Origin of the sequence: Bacillus sp. JFL15 (assembly GCF_001184225.1) — a bacterium.
Taxonomy (GTDB): Bacteria; Bacillota; Bacilli; order Bacillales; family Bacillaceae; genus Bacillus; species Bacillus siamensis.
In genome coordinates, this window is the sequence record NZ_KQ236689.1 from 2,117,251 (window position 1) to 2,142,175 (window position 24,925).

Below are 24,925 nucleotides of genomic sequence, written 5' to 3' on the forward strand. Positions count from 1 at the left end.
ACAAATGGAGAGATTAAAGATGAAACGTCTGTTATTTTTATTTCAATATATTATGAATCCCAGATCTGTTGGCGCCGTTCTGCCCAGCTCGCGTTTTCTTGCTGAGAAGATGATGGGAAAAATTGATTTTCATAAAGCTGAATACATTGTTGAATACGGGCCCGGTACGGGAGTATTTACAAAAAAGCTGCTTGAAAAACGGCAACCCGGGACAATAATCTTATTGATAGAACAAAATGAAGAATTTTATGCTTTGCTGAAAGAACAATATAAAGATGAACAGAACCTATTCATTGTGCACGGATCAGCCGAACATATTGAGAGGCATATAAAAGAGCATGGAATCCCTTATGCCGACTATGTCGTTTCCGGACTTCCTTTTGCAAGCCTGCCAAAAAATGTTTCTGAAGATATTTTGACGGATACAGCTAAAATCTTAAGAAATCATGGAGAATTTATCACATTCCAATATACTCAATATAAGAAGGCATTGATTGAGCAATTCTTTCCCAAAACAGAAGTAAGGAGAGAATTCAGGAATATTCCGCCGGCTTATGTTTTCAGCTGTTCATTGCCGCCAAAAACGAGGGAGGATTCATATGGGGACAAGCATTCTTATCGTGGATGATGACAAAGATATCCGAAATCTTATTTCTGTATATTTGGAAAATGAAGGAATAAGCACGCGCAAGGCGGAAGATGCTGCTGAAGCCTTGAAATTATTGGAGCAAAAGGAGTTTGACCTGATTATTTTGGATATTATGATGCCCAATATGGATGGGATTGAGGCATGCATGAAGATCAGACAAGAACGAAATCTGCCCATCATCATGCTGTCCGCCAAATCAGAAGATATGGATAAAATTCAAGGGCTGGCTTCCGGTGCAGATGACTATTTAACGAAACCGTTTAATCCGTTGGAATTGATCGCCAGAGTGAAATCTCAGCTGAGAAGGTATAAAAAATACAATACAGATGCGGTCAGCACGGCAAACGTTATTGAAATCGGTGATTTGACCGTTAATACGGATACAAGGCAGGTGTGGGTGCGGGGAGAAGAGGTCAGGCTCACCCCGAAAGAGTTTGATATTCTGGAGCTTCTTTCGAGAAACAAAGGAATTGTCATGAGTGTTGAAAAAATATATGAGGCGGTATGGAAGGAAGACTTTTTTAAGTCGGACAATACTGTAATGGTCCACATCACAAAGATCAGAGACAAGATAGAAGAGGATTCTAAACATCCGATTTATATCAAAACGGTATGGGGAACGGGATATAAAATATGAGGAAGTTTGGAAATAAGCTGATTGTCAGGCTTCTGGTCGCGATCGCTATTAGTTATCTTGTTGCATTCGGTGTATTGATTCTTGTTATATTATCTATTTCATATTTGGATAAAATATACCATTTGACAAATATGAGCGTAGGCGGCGCCTATTTCAAGATATTGCTTCAGTTTACTGCAGCTATTTTGACCTTTATTGTGGTTTTTTGGTTATTGATACGAAAAAAAATAGGATATTTGAAGCTCATTACTGAGAGTGTTCACCATATTGCCAATGGAAATTTGGGCTTGACCATTAGGATGGAGAGTAGGGATGAATTGACTCAGCTTGCACAACATATCAATTATATGTCCGAAGAATTAGAGAGTAAATTTGAACATGAAAGACAATTGGAACGAGTGAAAAGTGAGCTGATCTCAAATGTATCGCACGATTTAAGAACCCCGTTAACATCGATTATCGGATATTTGGATCTGCTTAAAAAAGAACAATACAATAGTAAAGCACAATTTCAGGAATACCTTGAAACGATTTATTCAAAATCACAAAGACTGAAATATTTGATAGATGAACTGTTTGAATATACGCATTTATCGAGTCCGGATGTTATTTTGAACCGCAGCAAAACAGACTTGTCTGCTTTATTGGAACAAATCGTCGGAGAGTACTTTCCTATGTTTGAAAAGGAACAATTAACTGTCCGAAAATCAATTACGGAAGAACATGTACCTGTATGTATTGATATAGAAAAGATGGTTCGCGTTTATGATAATCTTTTTATGAATGCGTTAAAGTACAGTATCAAACCTTCTGAATTCTTCATAAACCTTGAGCTGAAAGATGAAAAAGCGATTTTGCAAGTATCAAACAAGGCCGAAAATGTTCCGGCTGACGATATAAATCAATTGTTTGAACGGTTTTTCAGAGGGGATAAGGCCAGGACGGGTCATCATGGCACCGGGCTCGGACTTGCCATTTCAAAAAGAATTGTTGAGCTTCACAGCGGCCGTATTCATGCGGATTACAGCGGCGGCTGGCTTCGTTTTACTGTTGAACACCAGATTGATTAGAGCTTGCGGCACAAACATTCCATAAGCTTTTTTTTAGAATAACTTAAGAATCCTTAAGAATTTTACCGGCTGTTTCTTCATTTTCTTTGCTTATGATGTGATGGAAAGCGAGGAGAGCGGTGAAATTGAAAAATAAAATTGTTTTATTATGTATATGGTTTTTAGGCATTTATTGTTTGAAGGAACTGGACTTGCTGTCATTTGATATGAATGATGTAACGGATTTTATATCAGGGCATGCGGAATACGCGATGCTGCTGTTTTTGGCTTTGTGGGTCGTCAGGCTTCTCTTTTTTATTCCCGGCATGACGCTGATGTTTTTGGGCGGAATATGCTTTGATCCGATGGTCAGCATTTTATTATCATTGGCCGGTCTGTTTGTAAGCGAAACATTGGTTTATCTTTTTTCGAGGAAATTCGCCAGCGAAAAAACGACTCAATTACTGGAAGATAAATATCCTGATTTGAAAGTGTTATTGGAGGCGTACAATTATAAGTTTTTGGCATTGGGGATGCTTTGCCCGGCAGCTCCTACGGATGTGATTTGTTTTTTATCCGCTGCAGCCGGGTTAAAGTATTCTGTCTACATGTTAACTGTATTGCTTTCAAATATTCCTGTCATCGTATTGTCCAGCTTTGTTGTTATCAATTTCAGTGAGTCTTTTGCAGGCATTGCACTTATTATTGTTTCATTTATATTGATTACGGTCTTAACGGTGAGAATATGGAACCGCATGAAGCAAAATTTTTCATGAATCCATATTTTTTGTTCGGAAGGATTTAAAGAAGAATACACCAAAAAAGCTGTCAGCTTGGTCCTGACGGCTTATTTTTGGTGAAAGGCTTATTTCTCCGTGGTGAAATAAAGCAATGCTATGACCGGAAAAGCGATTCCAATCCATAATGTGATACTCCATCCGCCTGAAGCGTATGCCCATCCTCCGATTGATGAACCTGCAGCACCGCCCAGAAAGAAGATTGCCATGAATAAACCGTTTAATCGACTGCGAAATTCAGGCGCCAACGAAAAAATGGCACGTTGACTGAGTACGAGATTGGCGGATACACCCACATCTAACAGGATAGCTGCGGCCACCAGAACTGCTATTCCGACGGGGGAGCTGCTCTGAATCATGAGCGGGAGTAATAAAGAAACGATGACAGCACCAAGAGCGATTCCGGTGGCAAGCCGGGTCAGGCCGCGATCAGCCAGACGGCCGCCTATCGGTGCAGCGGCTGCACCCGCAATGCCCGCCAGTGCGTATAGCGCGATTGCCTTCTGAGAAAAATGAAAAGCAGGACCGGACAATAATAAAGGTACAGTCGTCCAGAACAAGCTGAAAGCTCCAAATACAAACGCATGATAAATGGCGCGGCGGCGTAAGACCGGAGTCGTGCGCAGCAGCTTCCACATTGAACCGAGTAAGACGGTATAGCGTGTGTTTGCTGTTGGTTTTCTGGCAGGAAGCACTTTTGCTAAGACGATTGCCAGGACAACACTTAACGCGGCGGAGAAAGCAAATATGGCATTCCACCCCCATATATCAGCGACCAGACTGGATATCGGGCGGGAAAGCATAATACCGAGCAATAGGCCGCTCATCACATTGCCGACAACCCGGCCGCGTGCGGCGTCCGGTGCAAGGTAGGATGCGAACGGAACAAGCACTTGGGCTGCGATCGATCCCAATCCGATGAAAAACGCAGCGGCTAAAAACAGTGTTCCATGCTTCACACATGCTGTCAGTGTCAAAGCGGCTGCGCTTAGAAGGAGCGATACCACGACTAGTTTTTTGTTTTCGATAATATCTCCCAAAGGGACGAGAAACAGTAAGCCGGCAACGTATCCGATCTGGGTCAGCGTGACAATCAATCCGGCACTGCTTGGAGAAAGCCCAATTGCCGCACTGATGAATCCTGCCAAGGGCTGTGCATAATAAAGATTAGCGACAATGATGCCGCATGCAGCTGCGAGAAGAAGGGTTAAACCAGGTGAGACCCCCTGATCTGCTTTTTGTTTGTTTAATGTAGCCATGTGAATGAACTCCTTTTTAATGATTTTATGAGGTTTGATAAATAATTTGCTGATTCATTTCCTCTCCATAGATTTTTAATGCTAAGGTTTTGCGGAGTGTTGATCATTTAATAAACTGAACGTTCAGTTTTGTTTATAAGTGAATGATATACTAAACGTTCAGTTTTGTAAATGGGTTTCTGTTTTATTTTTTTATCATGTTAAGTATACTGAACGTATCGTTTATATTTCGGGAAGGAATGATTTATGTGCAGAGTAAACGAGGGCGGCCGCGTGATGAAGGAACACATAAGGCGATTCTTTCTGCGGCCTATGACCTCTTGCTGGAAAAAGGCTTTGATGCGGTGACAGTCGATAAAATTGCAGAGCGCGCGAAAGTGAGTAAAGCAACGATTTATAAATGGTGGGCAAACAAAGCTGCCGTTATCATGGACAGCTTTCTTTCGACCGCTACGGAAAGACTGCCTGTGCCTGATACGGGATCAACAGTACATGATATATCGACCCACGCCGCGAATTTAGCAAGGTTTTTGACAAGCCGGGAAGGAACCGTGATTAAGGAATTAATAGGTGCGGGGCAGCTGGATGCCAAATTGGCAGAAGAATATCGCACACGATTTTTCCGGCCCCGCCGCCTCCAAGCGAAAGGCCTTCTGGAAAAGGGAATTCAGAAAGGTGAATTGAGAGAGGATCTTGATATTGAAGTAAGTATTGATCTCATTTACGGACCGATTTTCTATCGGCTGCTTGTAACAGGGGACGAGGTCAATGATGCTTATGTGCATGATTTGGTGATGAATGCGTTTAAGGGAGTTCAAGCTACCTGAATAATCGCCCGAACGGAAAATAATGAAAAGGCAGAACAAGGTCATTGTTCTGCCTTTTCTGCTTTATTAGCGAACCGCCGGGCGGCTGCCACGCACGCGATAACGCCGACATTCACCGCCGCAAGTCCCCACCCTGCTCTTTCGTGCAGAATCACGGCCGCCAATAACAGCCCGAAGAAAGGCTGGAGAAGCTGCAGAGCTGATTCGCGGGGGTATCGTTGCCTGGGCGCTGTAAAGGCAGTTCTCAGTTTGACATACTGAAGCTGCTGTCTCAGCAGCAAAACGATTTATAAGACGGGCAGGCGGAGCGCCGTATCAATATTTTGTAAATTAAACCGGACTTGTTCATCCGTGTTCCACGGATGATACCAGCCTTTTTCCATCATATAGCGTGAGATTTGCTCATGCATGTCGATGGCTTCTTCTAAGTGACGGGTGAGGATCGCTTTCACTTCAGGCGTTCCGGCTTCCGTCGCCGCCATCGCATAGTTTCTGACTCCGCTTTTTGCCGAATTCAATAAATCCATAGCGACAATTTGGTCTGTCAGTGCATCCATCCCTGTCAGGTATTCCATAATCGGATTCATTCGTTATTCATCTCCTATTCATGCTTTGCATCAGATAAAATCGAGGCAAACTCCTGCAATTGCCTTGTTGATGTATCCGTATCCTGCTGCATGATTTCTTTCAGCTGCGGATCGGATACGAGCGCTTTCATGGTTTTGGATTTCGTCAGACAAAGTGACTTAAAAGAAGCCATCTCCTGAATTTCGAGTAATTCATGTAAGGCGCTGGCCATTTCTGTAGCCTCCGTTCTCTAAGGTTTGAGTACAACTTTAATACAATCATCTGTTTTCGTGTCAAACATCTCATAGCCGTGCTTCGCTTCACTAAGCGGAATGACATGGCTTACAACATCGCCCGGATCTATTTTGCCGGTTGACACCAGTTCAAACATATACGGCATATAATGGATAACCGGGGCTTGTCCTGATCGGATATTGACGTTTCGCTGCATGATATCGCCAAGAGGAAAACCGTTATATCTGCCGCCGTATACACCCGTAATCTGGATCGTTCCGCCTTTGCGCACCGCTTGGGAGGCAATGACTAAAGCGCTCATCGCCCCGCCTTGAAGTTTTAATCCGCTGGCGAGGAACTCCAGGTCCGTCATTTTTCCGTCCATGCCGACAGCGTCAATAACCACATCAGCGCCGCCTTTGGTGATTTCCTTCAGGTAGCTGCCCGTATTTTTGTGGTCTTCGAAGTTCACGATTTCCACTTTATTCGTCCGTTTCGCATGCTGGAGACGGTAGTTGACATAGTCTACAGCTATTACGCGTTTCGCTCCCTTTAACCAGCAGAATTTTTGAGCGAAGAGACCCACAGGCCCGCAGCCGAGAACGATGACCGTATCGCCTGCTTTTACGCCGGCATTGTCAACGCTCCAAAAGCCGGTTGTCATCGCATCGGCAATAACACTCAATTTCTCATCCGGTTCTTCGCATGTTTCGGGGACTTTAAAATGAGTAAAGTTCGCAAACGGGACGCGTAAATATTCGGCCTGGCCGCCCGGATAGCCGCCGGTACTCCCTGAATAGCCGAAATAAGCGCCCATATCGCCGTTATCATTTGATTGATCACATTGGCTTTCCAGGTGATTTTTACAATAAGTGCATTCTCCGCAGGCGATATTAAAAGGAATAATGACACGGTCCCCTTTTTTGACTTTCGTCACGCCGGGGCCGACTTCTTCCACGATACCCATCGGTTCATGCCCGATGATGTAGTCTTCCTGCAAGTTCGGGATGAGTCCGTGGATTAAATGTAAATCTGACCCGCAAATTGCCGTACTTGTGACTTTTATAATCATGTCATCATGTTTTTCAATCTTCGGATCAGGCACGTCTTTGACGACGACGTTTTTAACTCCTTGATACGTTACGGCCTTCATGCTGTAATACCTCCAGTGTTAGTGTTCATCAGGTGTGCGGTCAAACATCCCTTTTCTGTTCGTTTCAACGGGAAACAGATTCATGTTTCCGACCATGAGGGTATTTTTCGCAGAGAGCTGATCCAGTTTATACTGTTCGCTCAGATCATGCGGGTGAAACCACTTTTTGCTGACCATCAAGTCTGTAATTTCCTGATGCATCGCGATTCCTTGCATGAGCTGTTTGCGCAGCAAAGCTCTTACATCGGGTGAAGCGGTTTCTGTTAAAGCGACGGCGGTATTTCTGACGCCTTCTTTTGCCCGTAAAAGAAAATCCATTGCGAATGTCGTATCTGCGAGTTCAGGGACGTGTAATGAATTGATTGGATCTAAATGGTCATGATTCAATGATGCTTACCTTCCTTTCAATTGATGATCGAAGTCGGCCGGTTTTGAGGAACAGGAGCCTGAAAAGAAGCACGTTCATAAACCGCCTGTAAATCAGCCAGGTCTTGAGAGGCTTGCTGAACGTCTTTTTCCATTAACGTTTTCAGGTCCTGATCAAACACAAGCCCTTGCATGAGCTTGGATTTCGCTACACAAAGCGTCTTGAAGTTAATCATTTCATGTAAGTCAAGCGACTCGTGAGCCGCTAATTCACGCTTTTCCATAATTATCTTTAAACCTCCTCTTCTCAATTACGTAATTAATTTCCCCTGAGAAAAGGACTTTATTCTTGCACATTTTGTTTATAAAAAAAGCAGAGAAGAAGTCTGGGGGCCCATCAAAAAAGAGGAAGCATACCCCCTCCTATCACGATATACCTAATATGGTAAATACGTCCGAATGAGATGCTTTTTAAAGCGGCAGAAGCCTCTGTGCTGATAACAAACAGAACGCTGTCCAGGGCAACGAACCTGGTTCCGGCTGGCTGTTTTTTCTTTCACCCGTCATGCAGGACAGAAGGGGAAGGTGAGAGGCAGGCACTTATGGTATGATGACAAATAGAATAAAATCTCGTGAGGCCGGTCGGCTAAAAGGAAGTGGACAGAGATTGTTTGGTACAAAACATCAAGAAGACTATGTCTCCCGTGACAGACGCTCATTGCATATGCTTGCGTTTCGGGTGCCCGGTCTGGCATTTATTTTTATGGTATATGCCGCATCAGTCTCTTTGCAGTACATTTATGAAAGCTGGACGGTTTTTTTGCTGCTGTTATTCACGATATTGATCGTCACTTTTGCCGTGCTGCACTGGCATTCCTATCGCTGGGTCAAGAGAAAAACGTTTCTTTATTTCATCATACAGGGATTAATCATATATACATCGGCTAACTTGATGGCCGGCGGCTATATCGCGGTGGTCGTCGGTCTCTATGCCTTTTTAATCGGGCAGATTATCGGAATGACGGATAAGGGCAAAACGCTGCTCATACTCTATCTTTTCATTTTAATGTCCATAACAGCCTTGCACGAGGAGCATCCGCATCATCTGCTTCGTTTCATCGTTATCGCCGCTCCCATTATGATTGTGATTATTACGTATGCGGCAACGTTTTTCGCGCAAGTTGATGAAAAAATAAAAACACAGATGACGCTTGAAAAATTAGAGCTCGCTCACCGGCAAGTGAAACAGCTGACGCTTCAAAACGAAAGGCAGCGGATGGCGAGAGACTTGCACGATACGCTTGCCCAAGGATTGGTCAGCTTACATATGCAGCTTGAAGCGGTGCAAGTTCATCTTTCGAAAGATAACACTGACAGAGCGAAAGACATCATCAGCCAGTCAATGAAAAGAGTAAAGGGCACATTGGCTGATGCGCGCTCAGCCATTGATAACCTTCGCAGCAAATCAGAAGAGATCGGATTTTTAGAAGAAAGCATTACTGAACAAATCAACCATTTTACAGAAGCCTCCGGGCTGTCTTGTTTTTTAGAGTACAGCGTGCATCATGTGCTTGACGTTCATATGGCGGAGAACTGCTATTATATGATCGGAGAAGGCCTGACAAACGCCGCCAAGCATGCGGAAGCAGATAACGTCTGGGTATCCGTCCGGGAAGAAGAGGGACAGATCCGCATAACCGTCAAAGATGACGGGAAAGGCTTTGATGCCGGAACAGAAATGAGAAAAAGCGGACATTACGGGCTGCTTGGGATACAAGAACGTGTCAATATGATGAACGGCACCTGCCGTATCACAAGCGCCAGATCAGCGGGAACTCAAATTGAGATCATCATACCAATTCAAGGAGAGGCGGAACATGTATAAAGTGTTAATAGCAGATGACCATCTTGTCGTCAGAGAAGGTCTGAAGCTTTTGATAGAAACAAATGACCATTACACCATATCGGGAGAAGCGGAAAACGGGAAAACCGCCGTCCGCCTCGCAGAGGAACTAAAGCCCGATGTCATTCTCATGGATCTGTACATGCCGGAAATGAGCGGGCTGGAAGCCATTAAACAGATAAAAGAGCATTCTGATGTGCCGATCATTATTTTGACGACCTATAATGAAGATCATCTGATGATAGAAGGCATCGAATCAGGCGCAAACGGTTATCTGCTGAAAGACACAAGCTCAGAAACCTTATTTCATACGATGGATGCGGCAGTCAGGGGAGAAGTGCTTCTGCAGCCGGACATCTTGCAGCGTTTCCGGAAAATGAAAATGGAACGGGCAATTGCCAATGAAACACAGCTGACGGAAAAGGAAATCGTAGTTCTGGAAGCCGTGGCGAAAGGATATAAAAGCAAAGCAATTGCCTTCGATTTAGGAATCTCAGAGCGGACGGTAAAAGCGAGATTAACATCGATTTATAACAAATTAGGAGCGGATTCGCGGACTGAAGCCGTCACCATTGCCATGCAAAAAGGCATTTTGAAACTGAACATATAATGAAAAACTGCCCAAACGTACATGCCCCTATGTACGTTTTTTTTATGTGAATGTGAACTACAATTAGGCAGAAAGTAATGATTGGAGAGGAGTATTCGATGTCTGGATTTTTATATAAATTAGGGGGATGGTCTGCCCGCAACCGATTAAAAATGATCAGTGCGTGGCTTGTGATACTGATCGCTTCGGCTGTGATCGCCATCTCGTTAAAACCTGCTTTTTCTGAGGATATGTCAATACCCGACACACCTTCTGAAAAGGCGATGGATATCATTCAAAAAGAATTTTCAAAGGGGCCCGATAAAGGAAGCATACGGGTTATTTTCGGAGCTGAAGACGGGAAGAAATTGACGTCAAAACCGGAAAAACAAGCGATTGAAGAGACATTAAAGAAGATCAAAACAGATCATTCAGTCGCTTCGATTGCAAGTCCTTTTGAGACAGGAACCATTTCTAAAGACGGATCAGTGGCATATGCCGATATTACGTACAAAAAAGCGGCGGATGACATTACGGATGCGTCTGTTTCACATATTAAACACAGTCTGTCCGCCGCCGGAGACAAGGGCCTGCAGACGGAGCTCAGCGGTGATGTGCCGGGGGCCGGTGTTGAAGTCGGCGGTGTCTCTGAAATTGTCGGCGTTGTGCTGGCTTTCGTCGTTCTGGCCATTACATTTGGTTCATTAGTCATAGCGGGGCTGCCGATTGTCACGGCCCTGATTGGGTTAGGCGTAAGCGTCGCCCTGACGTTAATTGGGACACAGTTCTTTACGATCGCCTCAGTCAGTCTTTCATTGTCCGGAATGATCGGACTGGCCGTCGGGATTGATTATGCGCTGTTTATCTTTACGAAGCATCGTCAGTTTTTGGGCGAAGGTGTACAAAAAAATGAATCGGTCGCTAAAGCTGCGGGAACGGCTGGCAGCGCCGTCGTTTTTGCCGGACTGACTGTGATCGTGGCGCTTTGCGGATTAACTGTTGTCGGCATTCCGTTCATGTCCGCGATGGGATTGACTGCGGCGCTCAGTGTGCTGATGGCTGTATTGGCATCAGTAACGCTGGTGCCTGCGGTGTTATCAATCGCAGGAAAACGGATGATTCCGAAATCAAACAAGAAGAAAGAAAAGAAAAGCGCCGACACGAATGCCTGGGGGCGCTTCGTGACAAAGAAGCCTATTCTGTTAAGCATTTTCAGCATTATTCTTTTAGCCGTCATCAGTCTGCCGGCCATGCATTTAGAGCTGGGGCTGCCTGATGCGGGAATGAAAGCGAAAGACAGCCCGGACCGCCGCGCCTATGATCTTTTGTCTAAAGGATTCGGCGAAGGCTTTAACGGCAAGCTGACAATTGTTGCCGATGCAAAAGATGTCAAGGGCAATAAAAATGAAGCATTCCAAGACGCCGTGAATGAAATGAAGGACTTACATAATGTGGCGAGCGTCACCCCTGCCATGCCGAACAAAAAAGGGGACTATGCCATTATTACCGCAGTGCCTGAAACCGGGCCGAACGATAAGGCAACGAAAGAGTTAGTGCAGGATATACGGAAACTATCAGACAAAAACGGCATCCGCCTGCTCGTCACCGGATCAACCGCGGTGAACATTGATATTTCAGACCGGTTAAACGATGCGATTCCGGAATTCGCCATTCTCATTGTCGGGTTTGCGTTTGTATTGCTGACCGTTGTTTTCCGTTCTCTTCTCGTGCCGCTGGCGGCCGTTCTTGGCTTTTTGCTGACGATGACCGCTACACTCGGATTATCGGTATTCGTCCTGCAGGATGGGTATTTCACCGGCTTGCTGAGCATTCCGGAAAAAGGCCCGATTCTCGCCTTCCTGCCTATTTTGGCGATCGGTATTCTTTTCGGACTGGCGATGGATTATCAAGTATTCCTTGTCAGCAGAATGAGAGAAGAATATGTCAAAACAAAACATCCGGTACAAGCCATCCATGCCGGATTGAAACATAGCGGGCCTGTCGTAACAGCGGCGGGGCTGATCATGATTTTCGTCTTTGCGGGATTCATCTTCGCAGGGGACTCTACGATCAAATCCATGGGATTGGCAATGACATTCGGTGTTCTTTTCGATGCGTTCATTGTAAGAATGACCATCATTCCGAGTGTCATGAAGCTGATGGGACATGCGGCCTGGTACCTGCCGAAGTGGCTGGATAAGATCATTCCGAACGTGGATATCGAAGGCCATAAGCTGACACAAAGCAAAACGCCGGAGAAACCGGAAGAATAAAATGAAAAAGCAGATCATAATGATCTGCTTTTTTTATGTGCTGACCGCATCCATAAAAAGAGAAAAAAGCTTTTTCATATCTTCATGTTTTTTTGTCAGCATTTCAGGATGCCATTGCACGCCGACGACAAATAATTCACCCGTCCGTTCAATCGCTTCAATGGCCCCGTCTTTCGCATAAGCCGCGGCCTTAAACGATGGCGCTGTCTCTTTTATGATTTGGTGATGGAACGAGTTCACAAGCGTTGAATCGCCAAACAAGGAATGAAGACGGGTTCCTTTTTCAAAAGAAACATGATGGGTTCTTAAGGGGGGATCTTTTTCTTGATCGTGCTTAATTTCAGCAAACGAAGCGTGTGTCAGATCCTGGTATAAAGTCCCCCCGAAAGTGACGTTTAATATATGCATCCCCCGGCAGATTGCCAGTATCGGCTTCTCCAAAGCAACCGCCGTTTGGATCAGCTCCTTCTCGTAGGCGTCCCGGTCAGGAAAGGTCTTTCTTAAAGCCTGTAAAGGTTCTTCACCGTACATCAGCGGGTCTATATCCTGGCCGCCGGACAGAATAATGCCGTCAACATGAGAGACCTGTTCCTTTAAAAGCTCAGTTTCTTGAATTACCGGCAATATAAACGGCACACCGCCGGCCTCGGCAGCAGACTGAATATAATCATTGTTGACATACGCCCGATTATAACCCGGGAAAGGACCGGATTGATCAGCCATAATGTTTCCCGTAATACCAATGCGCTTGGCCATTCTTCGTTCACCTGAACCTTTCTTTCTGAGCCTGTTCATAACAAATCTGAACGTAGGTTGTACAAATCAGTTTGAAATTATTCTCTTTATACGTAAGCTTTCTAAAATAGAACCCGTGACAACAATCACGGGTTTTTACACTCATTTCAATTTCTTGATCTCTTCCGTCAGCTCTTTGAATTTTTGATCAAGCTCACGATATTGTTTATCAGCCGGAGTCATGAAGCTGAGCTTTCCGAGGACTTCCTGCCGTTCGGTTTCAAGCTTTAACCGCAGCTCTTCAATATCATCTCTGGCGGCGGGGGATTCTTTCCATTTTTTTTGAACGCTGCCGTTCGTGATATCAAGCCGGATGTCTGTCGTCTTTTCGAGAAAGTAGCGATCGTGCGATACGATGATGAGCGTACCGTCGTATTGAGCCAATGTGTCTTCAAGCTGCTCGCGTGACGGCAGGTCAAGGTGGTTTGTCGGTTCATCCAGAATCAGCACATCTTTCTCCTCCAGAATAAACGCCATCAGCTTGCATTTGACCCGCTCTCCCATGCTCATCTTGCCGATGGGCTCCGTCCATTGCGCTGCAGTAAACCCTAAATGCTTCATGAGAGATTGAACATTTCCCCTTGCTTCGAACGTTTCTTTGTGAAAAAGCTGTTCGGGGGTTTTATCAAGCGGGAGGTCGAATACTTCCTGCGTTAAATATCCGACGTTTGCAGACGGAGATATCCATATGCTTCCCTGCGCTTTTTCCTGACCGAGGATGACCTTCAATAATGTTGTTTTCCCGCTCCCGTTCGGGCCTGTAATGGCAATCTTTTCGCCGTGCATAACAGTGAAATTCACGTTTTTGAACAGCGTTCGGCCGTCATACGATTTTGTGAGATCACGTACTTCTAAAAAACGCTTTCCCGCTTTTTTGCGGTGCTCAATGGAAAAACGGACTTCATACTCCGCCTCCACCGGTTCTGCTTTCGCTTTTTCAAGCTCTTTTTCAAGGCGCTTCCGTTTTGATTTAATCTGGGCGTCCGTACGCTTTGCTTTTACGCGATGGTATTCTTTAAAGCCTTCTATTTTTGTTGATTGGGCATGGGCTTTTGCTGACCAGGCGCTCAGCTCGTTCATTTGAGCTTCAATCCGTCTGATCATATTCTGCTGATTCTCATATTCCCGCTGCTGTGTCAGTCTTCTCTGTTTGCGGACCTCCATATAGCTTGAATAATTCCCTTTATGTTCAATGAGTTTCTTTCCTTCGATCGACCAGATTTTTGTCGCCGCCGCATCCAAAAATGCACGGTCATGTGATACGAAAATAATGGTGCCCTTATAGTTCTTGATCTGATTAAGCAATATGTCTAAACTTTGCTGATCGAGGTGGTTCGTCGGTTCATCTAATAACAAAAGACCGCTTGAGGAGGAGAATCCTTTAGCAAGCCGGGCTTTTAGTTTTTCTCCGCCGCTTAATTGTGAAAAGGCGCGGGCGGGCACGTTCCATTTTTCTAACAGGGCTGCTTCCGCAGGCTCCGGTTGGCCGGAATCATAAGCTTCCGTTTCTTGTTCCACCATATATATGTTCACATCATGCAGCATTTGAATCTGTCCTTGTGACGGCGCTGTTTTATTGCAGATCATTTGCAGCAATAAAGATTTGCCGGCGCCGTTTTTGCCGATAACGCCGATGATGTCGCCCTGCTGAACGCTTGCGCTGATCTGTTCAAAAAGGGGCACACTGTTGATTTCATAACTGATGCCGCTTAATTTTAATATTTCTTTCATATGTCAATCCCTCGCTTTAAAGGGAGGACAAAAAAATCCTCCCAATTGATTTGGAAGGATTAGCCGTACCTGTGCATGATCAAATAAGCTATTTTCACATAGCTTTCGTATCGTATAGAAAATGGGCAGACTAATCCTATTTTTTCTGATTTGAAATATTTGATTTCAAACGGTCAAAATAAGATTAGTTAATCATTGTCCACCCATCGTCCCTTCGTATTTGTTACAAACAGTGTAGCACACACTTACTTGTAAGAGCAAAGGGTATTCGCCTTTTTATTCCAGATTCGAGGCTTCCCATTCTTCTTCTAACACCGCATAATAATATTCATCCCACCAGTCATTTTCATGGGGGATGCATTTTTTGAAAAATCCTTCCCGTCTCATTCCGATCTTTTCCATCACCCGGTGCGAAGCCGTATTTTCCGGCTGGCATGTCGCAATGATCCGGTGTAATTTCATCTCGTTAAACCCGAATGCCAGCACGGCGCGTGCAGCCTCTGAAGCATATCCTTTGCCATGATAATCCGGGTGAAACACCCAGCCGATTTCATACGTATGGTCGCCAAAATACTTAAAAAAAGCAATGTGGCCAATGACCGTTTTTTCATCCTTCAATAAAACGGGATACTTTTCAGCATGTTCACCGCTGTTTTCAATAACGAATTTCTTGGCGTCTTCTTCGGAAAAGACGCCTTCCGGTATATACTTCATGACCTCCGAATTTGACGTGTACTCATAAACGTCTTGCCAATCTTCCCGTTCAAATGTCCGGATCACGAGTCTGTCGGTTTTGATCTTCATTTTACATTCTCCCATCCAAAAGGTTTCATCCTAATACTTCGATCGAAAAGATGCAAAAACCTTTGAGCGGGGAGGGCGATATAAAAAGCCTGCAGCTGTACACTGCAGGCGGTTATTTCTCATTCGCGGCGGCAGGCAGGTTAGTAAAGCCGAATTGCCCTCCGACAGCTTCTTTTACTTCATGAATAACGATAAATGATTTTGGATCAATTTTTTGAACGTGTTTTTTGATTTTCAGCAATTCGTTCTTCTTAATGACGACATAGATAATACGCTTGTCTTTGCTTCCGTAATACCCGTATCCGTAAAAAATCGTCGCCGCATTGCCGTATTCGGACGTGATGGCTTTGGCGATCTCTTCGTATTGGTCAGACATAATGGTGAGAGCTTTTTTATTATGGAAACCTTCAATGACAATATCGACGATTTTGGCGCACAGATAAACGAATATAAACGTATACAGCATATGATTGATGCCGATCGCTAAAACGGACGCGAAAATAATGACGCAATCCATATAAAACATGCTTTTGGAGATGTTAAAGCCCTTTGTATAATTCAATAAATAAGCCAAAAGCGTGGTTCCGCCGGTAGATCCGTCAGCGATAAAGATCAATGCCAGCCCCGCTCCCATCAGCAGAGCGCCGAATACAATCCCGAGCACCATGTCGTGTACGCCGAATGGAATAAAGCTGACGATGCTGAGAAAAACAGAAGTCATTCCCGTGCCGAGTATCGTATATAAAATTGTCTTTTTCGTTAAAAATTTATAAGCCAGCCCGATAAAAATCAAATTTACAACCAGAGTTGTAATGCTTGCAGGTATATGGAAAAGATAATATAAAACGAGAGCGATTCCCACGGTGCTGCCGTCCCCCAGATGATTCGGGATGACGAAAAATTCCACGGATGCCGCGATAAGAAAGGCTCCGGCCATAATCATCAGTATATCCTTGCAAATATTCTTCATGTGCAAACCTCCTCCGCAGTTGAAAATATATACAAAACAAAAACGCCTCAAAAATTATCCAGCAGAACTAAATAATTTTTAAGACGAATCATTCACAATCTCGTTTGTTCATTCAGTAAAGAATGATCAGCTTCAATATCGAAGATTATATAGACACCTTCACATCTTGTCAATGACGTAAAAATTGAATTTTCTATTGTATATATGAGGTTTGAATGAAATAAAAACAAGGAATTATATCAGAAGAGTTTTTACTTCTAATCTATTGATTAGAGAAATGGAATAAAGCAACAAAGAAGGGATGAGAACATTGGAACGAATTTTTATCAGTCCGGCTAAATATGTGCAGGGAAAAAACGCAATTGAAACGATCGGCGGACACCTTGAGGGCGTTGGTGAAAAAGCCATCGTCATTGCAGACAAAACCGTATGGGATATCGCGGGTCACAAAGTGACGGCTGAATTAAAGAAAAGCAGCATTTCGGCTGAAGAGGCGGTTTTCAACGGGGAAGCCTCCCAAGAAGAAATGAAAAGAATTGCGGGCATCGCAGAGAAAGCGGGCGCGTCCATTGTAATCGGAGTCGGCGGCGGTAAAACGCTTGATACGGCCAAAGCGGTATCAGATGAAATAAACGGCTACACCGTTATCGTGCCTACGGCCGCTTCGACGGATGCCCCGACAAGCGGGCTGTCTGTCGTGTATTCTGAACAAGGCGCGTTTGAAAATTATCGTTTCTATCATAAAAATCCTGATCTGGTTCTGGTTGATACGAAAATCGTTGCAGAAGCTCCGCCGCGCTTTTTAGCATCAGGGATTGCCGATGCGATGGCGACGTGGATAGAGGCGCGCAGTGTCATCGCAAGCGGCGGAAAAACGATGGCAGGCGGAATCCCCACAATTGCCGGGGAAGCTATCGCGGAAAAATGTGAGGAAGTTCTATTCAAATACGGCCGTCTCGCCTATGAGTCTGTGAAAGCGAAAGCCGTCACTCCTCCATTAGAAGCGGTAGTTGAAGCGAATACACTTCTGAGCGGATTGGGATTTGAAAGCGGCGGCTTGGCTGCGGCGCATGCCATTCACAACGGCTTCACCGCGCTTGAAGGAGAAATCCATCATTTAACCCACGGTGAAAAAGTGGCATTCGGCACGCTCGTTCAGTTGGCGCTGGAAAAACGTTCGCTTGAAGAAATTGAGCGGTATATCGCGTTTTATATCAGCTTGGGACTGCCTGTCACACTTGAAGACATCAAATTAAAAGACGCTTCGAAAGAGGAGATTATGAAAGTGGCAGAAGCCGCGACGATTGAGGAAGAAACGATTCATGCCGCTTTTGATGTGACGGCTGATGACGTGGCGGATGCTATCATAGCGGCCGACCAATACGCAAAAGCGTTTAAAGAAAAGCATGCGTAAACATTTTCATCGCGTGATTTGAAACCAAGGGCTGTGACGGCTCTTGGTTTTTTATGTCTTTTTGCCCCGCTTGAAAACTTTTAAAAATAAAGAAAAAATTATGATACAATATACAAATGTTTTGAGAGACTAACAAAGGAAAGGTGGGAACGATATGCTGCATAATCCGACCGGCAAGGAGCGGCTTGCGCTGGCATTTCTTCTTGGCATGCTTGCGATACTGGGGCCGCTGAATATAGATATGTATCTGCCGAGTTTCCCTGAAATCGCTGAAGATTTAAGCGCCCGCGCATCGCTTGTCCAGCTCAGTTTAACCGCATGTCTGATCGGACTGACAATCGGACAGGTTGTTGTCGGACCGTTAAGTGACGCGAAGGGAAGAAGAAAACCGTTATTACTATGTATTTTTTTATTTGCTTTGTTTTCTCTGTTTTGCGCGCTTGCACCGAACATTACAACATTAGTGATTGCCCGTTTTCTTCAAGGATTCACCGCTTCGGCAGGGCTCGTTCTGTCCCGTGCGATCGTCAGAGATGTGTTTACGGGAAGAGAGCTTTCTAAATTTTTCTCGCTGCTGATGGTCATTACCGCCGTCGCGCCGATGGTGGCGCCGATGACGGGAGGCGCGATTTTACTGCTCCCGTTTGCATCATGGCATACGATTTTTCTCTTTTTAACTGTTATCGGGTTTTTGCTTGTTCTCATCATTGCGCTCAAGCTGACAGAAACCCTGCCGCCGGAAAAGCGGATTCCGAGTTCCATCGGAAATTCCGTGCGGACAATGGGAAGCCTGCTGAAAGACCGGTCATTTATCGGCTATGCGCTGACGGTCGGCTTTATTCACGGCGGGAGCTTTGCGTATGTTTCCGGAACGCCTTTTGTGTATCAGGATATTTACGGAGTCTCGCCGCAGGTATTCAGTATTTTATTCGGCATAAACGGTCTGGCGATCATTTCCGGAAGTTTTATCATCGGGCGTTTCGGCGGAATTATTCATGAAAAAAGCCTGCTGAGAATCGGCGTGATTACAGCGATGACGGCGACTGCCGTTCTGCTTGTCATGACGATCATTCACGGGCCGCTGGCGGCACTGGTGATTTCAATTTTTATTTATATGATTACGATCGGCATGACGCTGACAAGCACCTTTACATTGGCGATGGAAAAGCAGGGACACCGCGCGGGAAGCGCAAGCGCACTGCTCGGCATGCTTCCGCTTCTTCTCGGTTCCATCGTGTCGCCGCTTGTCGGAATGAATGAAGCGACGGCCGTCCCGATGGGGGCCATTATGTTTACGACATCCGTTATCGGTTCCATCGCTTTTTTCACCTTAACAACTAAACCGGAGAAAGCAAAAAAGGAGTGAAATGATTCACTCCTTTTTTTGTTCCCGTTATTCATATGTCTTGAGCACGATCGCTGAATTATGCCCGCCAAAGCCGAATGAGTTGGAAAGGCCGATCGTTAACGATTGATGTCGCGGACCGTCTGATACATAGTCCAAATCACACGCCGAATCAGGGTTTTGCAGATTGATTGTCGGCGGGATGATGCCGTGTCTCAAGCTTTCTGTCAGAGCGATGGCTTCAACTCCGCCTGCCGCGCCAAGCATGTGGCCGAGCAATGATTTGTTTGCCGTGACCGGAATGTCATAGGCAAGCTCCCCGAATAATTTCTTGATGGCCAATGTTTCAGAGAGATCTCCGGCTTTTGTGCTTGTCGCATGAGCGCTTACGACATCAATATCTTCCGCTGAAACGTTCGCCTTCTTCAAAGCGTTTTTCATCGCCAGGTAAGCGCCCGTTCCTTCCGGATGAGAGGCTACCATATGATAGGCATCCGAGCTCGCGCCGTAGCCGAGCACCTCACAGAGGATAGGGGCGTTTCGGCTGATTGCGCTATCCAATGATTCTAATACTAAGATGCCTGCGCCTTCACTCATGACAAATCCATCACGATCCGCGTCAAACGGCCGGCTTGCCGCGGCGGGATCTTCGTTTCTTGCTGAAAGGGCATGGGCATTGCCGAAGCTGGCCAGTGACAGATTGGTAATCGCCGCCTCCGCGCCCCCGGCAAACATGATATCCGCGTCATCATTCCGAATGGCGTTGAATGCTTCCCCGATCGACGTATTGCCGATGGAACACGCGGTCACAGGAGAAAGTGAGGGGCCGAGCGCGCCTAATCTGATGCTGATTTGAGCGGCGGCCGCATTTGAGATCATCATGGGGACAAGGCTCGGGCTCACTTTTCGTGCTCCCCGTTCATTTAAAGTATGAACATTCTCAATCAAAGTCGTGATGCCGCCGATTCCGGAGCCGACGTACACGCCGAGGCGTTCACGGTCAATCTGATCGAGCTGAATTCCGGAGCTTTCCAGCGCCTGTTCCGCTGCCGCTAAAGCAAACTGGCTGAAACGGTCAAGCCGTCTCGCTTCTTTTCTGCCCCATCTTTCTTCTGCGTCAAAATCGCGGACGGTGCCGGCTATTTTTGTCTTGGAGCCGGAGACATCAAAAGAATCTATGAAAGAAATTCCCGATTTTCCTTCCGTCAGGTGTTTCCAAAATGTATTTACATCATTGCCGAGAGGTGAAATCACTCCCATTCCGGTGATTACAACTCTTTTCATGGTCATTCCTCCTTCGGTATGTATTTATTGTAACTCGCAATTATCCTATTACAAGTTGTTGTTTATCCTAGTATAATGAATACCAGGGTAGGAGAGGAGAGATTCGGAATGATACCAGAAGGAAGACTCCAGGCTCTTTCAGAGTTTTTAAAAACGCAGCGGGCTAAAATTTCTCCGCAGATGGCCGGCCTGCCGACGGGTACGCGAAGAAGAACGCCGGGACTCAGAAGAGAAGAGGTCGCGCAATTAGCCGGCGTAAGCACCACGTGGTATACGTGGCTGGAGCAGGGCAGAGACATTAAAGTGTCGGCAGGTGTATTGGACGCCGTTTCCGATGCGCTGCAGCTGAATAAAGATGAAAGAAATTATTTGTACGCGCTTGCCATTGATGAGGGCGTGAAACAGCCGTTTACCGCGGAGGAAGAAGCGGTCATCAGCCCGTCCCTTTCGAAAATCCTGCAGGAGCTCCGTTATTGTCCCACCATTATCTCGGACAGGCGGTGTCATATCGTAGGGTGGAACCAGGCGGCGGCTCACGTGTTTTTAGATTTTGAACAAATTCCCCCCGAAAAACGGAATCTCATAGAGCTATTGTTTTCAAGAAAAGAATTAAGAAGTCTAGCCGTGAACTGGGAGCATTTTGTGAAAGGTTTCATTGCCATTTTCAGAACGTATTACGGCCAGTATGTAGCGGATACGTGGTATTCTCAGTTTATAGAGGAAATGGAGAAGACATATTCAGAGTTTCATACGCTGTGGAATGAGAGCGAAGTCAGCTCGGCTCCCGAAGTATTAATTGAGTTCCGCCACGCGAAGGCGGGAAAAATGGTCTTTAATCTGACTTCTTTTCAGGTTCAGGGAAACAGTGACCTGCGCTGCAGCGTGTATACGCCGGTAGATCATACCGAAACGGAAGCAAAGCTGAAAAAGCTCTTCGAAAACAGGTGAAAACAGAAAAAAACGGGAGGCCGCCGCCTTCCGTTCAGTTTAAAATAAAAGCATCAGACCGGCGATGGCCGGTGTTAAAAAGATAGCTGATTTCAGAATGACTTTCGGCACGAGATTGGTGAATTTCGCTCCGACATATGCGCCGCACATCGTTCCGATCAGCACTTTGACCAACAGCATATAGTCGACAAACCCTTCCGTCACATAACCGAGACCTCCGCCGACTGCAAGCGGGATAATGACTAGCATGGTTGTGCCGACCGACTGGCGGATGGATAAGCGCAAAAGAATCATTAAGCCGATTTGGATGAAAGGGGCAGAGCCGATGCCGAATGTACCGGACAAGATGCCTGCGATGATACCGAGAACAACGGCTTTCACCCATATGTTCAGATTGCTTTGCGGTCCGGTGTCTTCTTGTGTTTCTTTTAAAATAAATAACCGGACTAAAATCAATAGAGCAGATAAAAACAGCATGCCCGCCGTCAAGTAATGCAGCAAATCTGCGGGGATAAGAGAAGTAAGTCTGGCCCCGAAAAATGAACCGAATGCCGCAAAAACGCCGACGATGAGACCGATTTTCATCTGAATATTGCCTTCACGGTAGTGGCTGAAAGCCCCGGACAAACTTGTGAAAGCCATTCCGGCAAGGGAAGTGCCCAAAGCCGTGTGAATCGGGACGTGAAAAAGTATGGTTAAAAGTGCAATGACAAAGCCGGCTCCCCCCGCGCCGATAAACCCGAGAATAATCCCGAGCAGAAACATAACGAGTATAATAAGCACAATCTTCTCCTCCATTTAGATGCCTGATGACAATGTTTCGATCCGCTGTACCAGATGTTTAACGATCGACCGTTGTCCGTCGACCGTCGTTCAATATATTTATGTTACCTCAAATTTAAAGTATTGGCAAGAAGCCGGAATGCTTTTATACAGCGCTCTGCAGCTCTTTGACCATCACTTTTTCCCCGTTTGAGTCCAGCTCTCCATTGAATCTAAAGCCGAATTTTTGATAAAGGCGCAGTGCGTGCACGTTATCTTCAAACAGGCTTAAATAAATCCGTCTGCAATCATATAATTGAGCGAGATGATGGATAAGGGCATCAAGCATCAGTCTGCCCAATCCCCGTCCCTGGTATCGTTCATCAATGAAAAAACGGTCAAGCCACACTCTGCCGTTTTTATTTTCTTCATCATATTCCGGAAACCAGCCGTACATGGCAAAGCCGACCAACTCCCCGTCAACATAAAGGCCGGCCGGCTGATAATGCCGGCAATCCTCAGCGTCTTGTAAGCACTCTTCCGCGGTTTCAATAAATGAAGCCTGGCTTTCACTTACATGAAGCGCCAGTATATCGGCACGGTTTTCTTCCGTGACTGCTCTGATTTCAATCGTCATCCTTCATACTCCTCTTCCTTTTTTCGAAGATCATCCAATGTTCATCATAAAGGATATGGTTGCCATATCGTCAAGGAGGTATTATGAGCGAAGACGTCAAAAAATACTTCATAACAGTTGAATTCATGTAAAAAAACAAACCCTGTTCCGACTGCTTTCTCCGGCAGGGGGGGAAACGGCCCCAGTCTCATCGGCGGAAAAACTGGGGTTTAATGAACCGGCAGTATTTTCTGTATTCATGAAAACATAAAGATCGGCGGGTGATTGAAAATGGAGCCAAAATGGCTTGAATGGGCAAAACAGCTTCAATCCGCGGCGCAAGCTGGGCTGGCTTATTCCAAAGACATATATGATATTGAGAGATTTGAAGAAATAAGAAAAATAAGCGTGGATATCATGGCGCATCATACCGGGACCGGCAAAGAGATTATACAAGACGTATTCGCAGGGGACAGCGGGTATCCCACTCCGAAAGTTGATATCAGAGCGGCAGTTTTTAAAAATCAGAGCATATTAATGGTGAAAGAGAAAAGCGACGGCAGATGGGCGCTGCCGGGCGGGTGGGCCGATATCGGGGTCTCTCCGGGCGAAGCCGCTGTCAAAGAAGTAAAAAAGGAATCGGGAATCGACGTAAAGCCCGTTAAACTGTTAGCTGTAATGGATAAGAAATGCCATTCCCATCCGCCGTCCGCCGCCCACGTTTACAAAGTGTTTATCAAATGTGAGATCATCGGCGGACAGCTCAGGGAGGGAACGGAAACAAGCGCGGCCGCTTTTTTTGCAGAAACGGAGCTGCCGCCGCTGTCTGAAGCCCGCAATACGGAAAGTCAGATTGAAAGGATGTTTGCATATCTCAAACATCCGGACGAACCCGTTTATTTTGATTAAGGCAGCAAGCAGGAAAAAGAGAGGAACTCGTTCAGAACCATTTCACTTATGAATGATCCGGCCTGTGATAGAGATGGTAAATCATCAGGCCGGGTTTTAAGAGTCTGCCTGTTTCGGTGTGGTCCGCCCTTAAAAAACCGTTTTTGAAAAATCGATAATCCTGCGGGCAATTTCTGTCGGTTTTTCCTCAGGGACGTAATGGCCGCAGCCTTTTACCTCATATCCGCTGACTTCACGAATTGATTCTCTCCATGTGTCAAGCACGGGAAGGCCGGCTAAGTTCCCTTTTTCTCCCCACAGCAAAAGCGTGGGCACATCCAGTTTTTTCTGTGCTTCCTTTTCTGAACGATATCTCGGCAAATCAATTTGATAAGCGGCTCTGTAGTCGTTAAGCGCAGCTTGGACAGCACCGGGCTGCTTCCAGGCGGCTAAGTACCGGTCCCAGGCGCCGTCTGATGTCAGCAGGTCAAAAAGCCCGTCACCTCTGCTTAATAAAAATCTAAGATATTCCTCTTCTTTTCCTCTTATTAATTCTTCCGGCAGATAGGGAACGACTTGAAATGTCCAGTGCCAGTATTTTTTTGCCGCTTCAGCTGCCGTCAGAGAATCATAGACGTATTCAGTCGGCATAATGTCAATGAGCACAAGGCCTGCCGCCAGCTCCGGAGCATCTAAAGCAAGCCGTCTTGCTACCCTGGCGCCTCTGTCATGCCCGGCAATTAACGCTTTTTGTATATGCAGGCGGCGCATCAGACCTTGTATATCGCTTGCCATCGTTTTGTTATCATAGCCGTTTATGCCGCCCGGCTTTTCAGAATCGCCGTAGCCCCTCAGATCAACAGCGATGACTCTGTGAGAAGCGGCAAGCGTCGGAATTACATAACGCCACGTCACCCAGCTTTGCGGAAAGCCGTGCAGGAGAATGACGGGGGGAGCCTCCTCCTTTCCCGCAAAGACGTAATGAAGACGGATGCCATTTACCTCAATTGAATCATGGGTCACATGCTTTTCAAATTGTTCACGAAAAGAATCCATTTTCTCTCT

Annotated in this window: 26 protein-coding genes and 1 pseudogene; 12 read left to right on the forward strand and 15 right to left on the reverse strand. The window is 45.8% G+C overall.

Annotation, left to right across the window (positions count from 1 at the left end; genetic code table 11):
• Window positions 1–19 precede the first annotated feature (19 nt).
• The 4 genes from AD710_RS10635 to AD710_RS10650 all read left to right on the forward strand — a co-directional run bounded on the left by AD710_RS10635 (window position 20) and on the right by AD710_RS10650 (window position 3,111).
• Entirely contained in the window at window positions 20–628 is a 609-nt protein-coding gene (locus AD710_RS10635; RefSeq protein ID WP_016937114.1) for a class I SAM-dependent methyltransferase, read from the forward strand.
• Window positions 600–1,286 (forward strand): response regulator transcription factor, encoded by a 687-nt coding sequence (locus AD710_RS10640; RefSeq protein WP_016937113.1) that lies wholly within the window; start codon window positions 600–602, stop codon window positions 1,284–1,286. The genes AD710_RS10635 and AD710_RS10640 overlap by 29 nt, the downstream gene beginning before the upstream one ends.
• Window positions 1,283–2,356, forward strand: coding sequence for a sensor histidine kinase (locus tag AD710_RS10645; RefSeq protein WP_049627971.1), 1,074 nt, complete (start codon window positions 1,283–1,285; stop codon window positions 2,354–2,356). Before AD710_RS10640 ends, AD710_RS10645 begins: the two co-directional genes overlap by 4 nt.
• A gap of 119 nt (window positions 2,357–2,475) precedes the next feature.
• A complete protein-coding gene (locus AD710_RS10650) occupies window positions 2,476–3,111 on the forward strand; it encodes a TVP38/TMEM64 family protein (protein WP_231595050.1) in 636 nt (211 codons plus the stop codon).
• Window positions 3,112–3,200: 89 nt separating this feature from the next.
• On the opposite strand, the gene AD710_RS10655 is transcribed toward AD710_RS10650, so the two are convergent.
• The gene (locus AD710_RS10655) at window positions 3,201–4,391 is read right to left on the reverse strand and encodes an MFS transporter (protein ID WP_049627973.1); all 1,191 of its coding nucleotides are present in this window, start codon (window positions 4,389–4,391) and stop codon (window positions 3,201–3,203) included.
• A 248-nt stretch (window positions 4,392–4,639) separates the two neighbouring features.
• Between AD710_RS10655 and AD710_RS10660 the strand changes: the two genes are divergently transcribed.
• The gene (locus AD710_RS10660) at window positions 4,640–5,218 is read left to right on the forward strand and encodes a TetR/AcrR family transcriptional regulator (RefSeq protein WP_095242163.1); all 579 of its coding nucleotides are present in this window, start codon (window positions 4,640–4,642) and stop codon (window positions 5,216–5,218) included.
• A gap of 41 nt (window positions 5,219–5,259) precedes the next feature.
• Here AD710_RS10660 and AD710_RS10665 read toward each other — a convergent pair.
• The 6 genes and pseudogenes from AD710_RS10665 to AD710_RS10690 form a co-directional block, all read right to left on the reverse strand.
• Window positions 5,260–5,415: pseudogene (locus AD710_RS10665) on the reverse strand (EamA/RhaT family transporter); the annotation flags it as partial.
• A gap of 90 nt (window positions 5,416–5,505) precedes the next feature.
• On the reverse strand, window positions 5,506–5,805 hold the full coding sequence (locus AD710_RS10670; protein ID WP_016937108.1) for a spore coat protein: 300 nt from the start codon (window positions 5,803–5,805) through the stop codon (window positions 5,506–5,508).
• Between the two features lie 14 nt (window positions 5,806–5,819).
• Complete coding sequence (locus AD710_RS10675) at window positions 5,820–6,017, reverse strand: hypothetical protein (protein ID WP_016937107.1); 198 nt, start codon at window positions 6,015–6,017, stop codon at window positions 5,820–5,822.
• Window positions 6,018–6,035: 18 nt separating this feature from the next.
• A complete protein-coding gene (locus AD710_RS10680; RefSeq protein ID WP_016937106.1) occupies window positions 6,036–7,172 on the reverse strand; it encodes a zinc-dependent alcohol dehydrogenase in 1,137 nt (378 codons plus the stop codon).
• A gap of 18 nt (window positions 7,173–7,190) precedes the next feature.
• Complete coding sequence (locus AD710_RS10685) at window positions 7,191–7,559, reverse strand: spore coat protein (protein WP_049627976.1); 369 nt, start codon at window positions 7,557–7,559, stop codon at window positions 7,191–7,193.
• A gap of 17 nt (window positions 7,560–7,576) precedes the next feature.
• Window positions 7,577–7,822 (reverse strand): hypothetical protein, encoded by a 246-nt coding sequence (locus AD710_RS10690; RefSeq protein WP_016937104.1) that lies wholly within the window; start codon window positions 7,820–7,822, stop codon window positions 7,577–7,579.
• A 383-nt stretch (window positions 7,823–8,205) separates the two neighbouring features.
• On the opposite strand from AD710_RS10690, the gene AD710_RS10695 reads away from it, so the two are divergent.
• From AD710_RS10695 to AD710_RS10705, 3 genes are all read left to right on the forward strand, one after another.
• On the forward strand, window positions 8,206–9,423 hold the full coding sequence (locus tag AD710_RS10695; RefSeq protein ID WP_082197875.1) for a sensor histidine kinase: 1,218 nt from the start codon (window positions 8,206–8,208) through the stop codon (window positions 9,421–9,423).
• Window positions 9,416–10,051 (forward strand): two-component system response regulator YdfI, encoded by a 636-nt coding sequence (locus tag AD710_RS10700; RefSeq protein ID WP_049627977.1) that lies wholly within the window; start codon window positions 9,416–9,418, stop codon window positions 10,049–10,051. The genes AD710_RS10695 and AD710_RS10700 overlap by 8 nt, the downstream gene beginning before the upstream one ends.
• A 98-nt stretch (window positions 10,052–10,149) precedes the next feature.
• Window positions 10,150–12,303, forward strand: a complete 2,154-nt coding sequence (locus AD710_RS10705; protein ID WP_049627978.1) for an MMPL family transporter — start codon at window positions 10,150–10,152, stop codon at window positions 12,301–12,303.
• A 33-nt stretch (window positions 12,304–12,336) separates the two neighbouring features.
• On the opposite strand, the gene AD710_RS10710 is transcribed toward AD710_RS10705, so the two are convergent.
• The 4 genes from AD710_RS10710 to AD710_RS10725 form a co-directional block, all read right to left on the reverse strand.
• Window positions 12,337–13,059: a gamma-glutamyl-gamma-aminobutyrate hydrolase family protein gene (locus tag AD710_RS10710; protein WP_016937100.1), complete on the reverse strand. Its 723-nt coding sequence runs from the start codon at window positions 13,057–13,059 to the stop codon at window positions 12,337–12,339.
• 141 nt (window positions 13,060–13,200) lie between these two features.
• Window positions 13,201–14,829 carry a ribosomal protection-like ABC-F family protein gene (abc-f, locus tag AD710_RS10715; protein ID WP_049627979.1) on the reverse strand — a complete coding sequence of 543 codons (1,629 nt, stop codon included), beginning with the start codon at window positions 14,827–14,829 and terminating at the stop codon, window positions 13,201–13,203.
• Between the two features lie 276 nt (window positions 14,830–15,105).
• Window positions 15,106–15,633 (reverse strand): GNAT family N-acetyltransferase, encoded by a 528-nt coding sequence (locus AD710_RS10720; RefSeq protein WP_049627980.1) that lies wholly within the window; start codon window positions 15,631–15,633, stop codon window positions 15,106–15,108.
• Between the two features lie 112 nt (window positions 15,634–15,745).
• On the reverse strand, window positions 15,746–16,603 hold the full coding sequence (locus AD710_RS10725; protein WP_003156057.1) for a YitT family protein: 858 nt from the start codon (window positions 16,601–16,603) through the stop codon (window positions 15,746–15,748).
• A gap of 301 nt (window positions 16,604–16,904) precedes the next feature.
• Here AD710_RS10725 and AD710_RS10730 point away from each other — a divergent pair, with 301 nt between their 5' ends.
• Window positions 16,905–18,017 carry a glycerol dehydrogenase gene (locus AD710_RS10730; RefSeq protein ID WP_049627981.1) on the forward strand — a complete coding sequence of 371 codons (1,113 nt, stop codon included), beginning with the start codon at window positions 16,905–16,907 and terminating at the stop codon, window positions 18,015–18,017.
• A gap of 154 nt (window positions 18,018–18,171) precedes the next feature.
• Window positions 18,172–19,383, forward strand: a complete 1,212-nt coding sequence (locus tag AD710_RS10735) for a Bcr/CflA family efflux MFS transporter (protein WP_045926951.1) — start codon at window positions 18,172–18,174, stop codon at window positions 19,381–19,383.
• Window positions 19,384–19,410: 27 nt separating this feature from the next.
• Here the strand turns inward: AD710_RS10735 and fabF are convergent, their stop codons facing one another.
• Window positions 19,411–20,646, reverse strand: coding sequence for a beta-ketoacyl-ACP synthase II (fabF, locus tag AD710_RS10740; protein ID WP_049627982.1), 1,236 nt, complete (start codon window positions 20,644–20,646; stop codon window positions 19,411–19,413).
• Between the two features lie 108 nt (window positions 20,647–20,754).
• Between fabF and AD710_RS10745 the strand changes: the two genes are divergently transcribed.
• Window positions 20,755–21,594, forward strand: a complete 840-nt coding sequence (locus AD710_RS10745) for a helix-turn-helix transcriptional regulator (RefSeq protein WP_016937095.1) — start codon at window positions 20,755–20,757, stop codon at window positions 21,592–21,594.
• Window positions 21,595–21,633: 39 nt separating this feature from the next.
• On the opposite strand, the gene AD710_RS10750 is transcribed toward AD710_RS10745, so the two are convergent.
• Complete coding sequence (locus AD710_RS10750; protein ID WP_016937094.1) at window positions 21,634–22,377, reverse strand: sulfite exporter TauE/SafE family protein; 744 nt, start codon at window positions 22,375–22,377, stop codon at window positions 21,634–21,636.
• A 145-nt stretch (window positions 22,378–22,522) separates the two neighbouring features.
• Complete coding sequence (locus AD710_RS10755; RefSeq protein WP_049627983.1) at window positions 22,523–22,993, reverse strand: spermine/spermidine acetyltransferase; 471 nt, start codon at window positions 22,991–22,993, stop codon at window positions 22,523–22,525.
• A gap of 270 nt (window positions 22,994–23,263) precedes the next feature.
• Here AD710_RS10755 and AD710_RS10760 point away from each other — a divergent pair, with 270 nt between their 5' ends.
• A complete protein-coding gene (locus AD710_RS10760) occupies window positions 23,264–23,881 on the forward strand; it encodes an NUDIX hydrolase (protein ID WP_049627984.1) in 618 nt (205 codons plus the stop codon).
• 129 nt (window positions 23,882–24,010) lie between these two features.
• Here the strand turns inward: AD710_RS10760 and AD710_RS10765 are convergent, their stop codons facing one another.
• Complete coding sequence (locus AD710_RS10765; protein WP_049627985.1) at window positions 24,011–24,916, reverse strand: alpha/beta fold hydrolase; 906 nt, start codon at window positions 24,914–24,916, stop codon at window positions 24,011–24,013.
• Window positions 24,917–24,925 lie beyond the last annotated feature (9 nt).

Excerpts from the sequence above, each read along its gene's own strand:
- AD710_RS10700 (WP_049627977.1), top strand. The coding sequence starts at position 9,416 with ATGTATAAAGTGTTAATAGCAGATGACCATCTTGTCGTCAGAGAAGGT.
- AD710_RS10655 (WP_049627973.1), bottom strand. The coding sequence starts at position 4,391 with ATGGCTACATTAAACAAACAAAAAGCAGATCAGGGGGTCTCACCTGGT.
- AD710_RS10745 (WP_016937095.1), top strand. The coding sequence starts at position 20,755 with ATGATACCAGAAGGAAGACTCCAGGCTCTTTCAGAGTTTTTAAAAACG.
- AD710_RS10720 (WP_049627980.1), bottom strand. The coding sequence starts at position 15,633 with ATGAAGATCAAAACCGACAGACTCGTGATCCGGACATTTGAACGGGAA.
- AD710_RS10760 (WP_049627984.1), top strand. The coding sequence starts at position 23,264 with ATGGAGCCAAAATGGCTTGAATGGGCAAAACAGCTTCAATCCGCGGCG.
- AD710_RS10765 (WP_049627985.1), bottom strand. The coding sequence starts at position 24,916 with ATGGATTCTTTTCGTGAACAATTTGAAAAGCATGTGACCCATGATTCA.
- AD710_RS10645 (WP_049627971.1), top strand. The coding sequence starts at position 1,283 with ATGAGGAAGTTTGGAAATAAGCTGATTGTCAGGCTTCTGGTCGCGATC.
- AD710_RS10705 (WP_049627978.1), top strand. The coding sequence starts at position 10,150 with ATGTCTGGATTTTTATATAAATTAGGGGGATGGTCTGCCCGCAACCGA.
- AD710_RS10670 (WP_016937108.1), bottom strand. The coding sequence starts at position 5,805 with ATGAATCCGATTATGGAATACCTGACAGGGATGGATGCACTGACAGAC.
- fabF (WP_049627982.1), bottom strand. The coding sequence starts at position 20,646 with ATGAAAAGAGTTGTAATCACCGGAATGGGAGTGATTTCACCTCTCGGC.
- AD710_RS10635 (WP_016937114.1), top strand. The coding sequence starts at position 20 with ATGAAACGTCTGTTATTTTTATTTCAATATATTATGAATCCCAGATCT.
- AD710_RS10735 (WP_045926951.1), top strand. The coding sequence starts at position 18,172 with ATGCTGCATAATCCGACCGGCAAGGAGCGGCTTGCGCTGGCATTTCTT.
- AD710_RS10710 (WP_016937100.1), bottom strand. The coding sequence starts at position 13,059 with ATGGCCAAGCGCATTGGTATTACGGGAAACATTATGGCTGATCAATCC.
- AD710_RS10640 (WP_016937113.1), top strand. The coding sequence starts at position 600 with ATGGGGACAAGCATTCTTATCGTGGATGATGACAAAGATATCCGAAAT.
- abc-f (WP_049627979.1), bottom strand. The coding sequence starts at position 14,829 with ATGAAAGAAATATTAAAATTAAGCGGCATCAGTTATGAAATCAACAGT.
- AD710_RS10690 (WP_016937104.1), bottom strand. The coding sequence starts at position 7,822 with ATGGAAAAGCGTGAATTAGCGGCTCACGAGTCGCTTGACTTACATGAA.
- AD710_RS10680 (WP_016937106.1), bottom strand. The coding sequence starts at position 7,172 with ATGAAGGCCGTAACGTATCAAGGAGTTAAAAACGTCGTCGTCAAAGAC.
- AD710_RS10725 (WP_003156057.1), bottom strand. The coding sequence starts at position 16,603 with ATGAAGAATATTTGCAAGGATATACTGATGATTATGGCCGGAGCCTTT.
- AD710_RS10730 (WP_049627981.1), top strand. The coding sequence starts at position 16,905 with ATGAGAACATTGGAACGAATTTTTATCAGTCCGGCTAAATATGTGCAG.
- AD710_RS10755 (WP_049627983.1), bottom strand. The coding sequence starts at position 22,993 with ATGACGATTGAAATCAGAGCAGTCACGGAAGAAAACCGTGCCGATATA.
- AD710_RS10675 (WP_016937107.1), bottom strand. The coding sequence starts at position 6,017 with ATGGCCAGCGCCTTACATGAATTACTCGAAATTCAGGAGATGGCTTCT.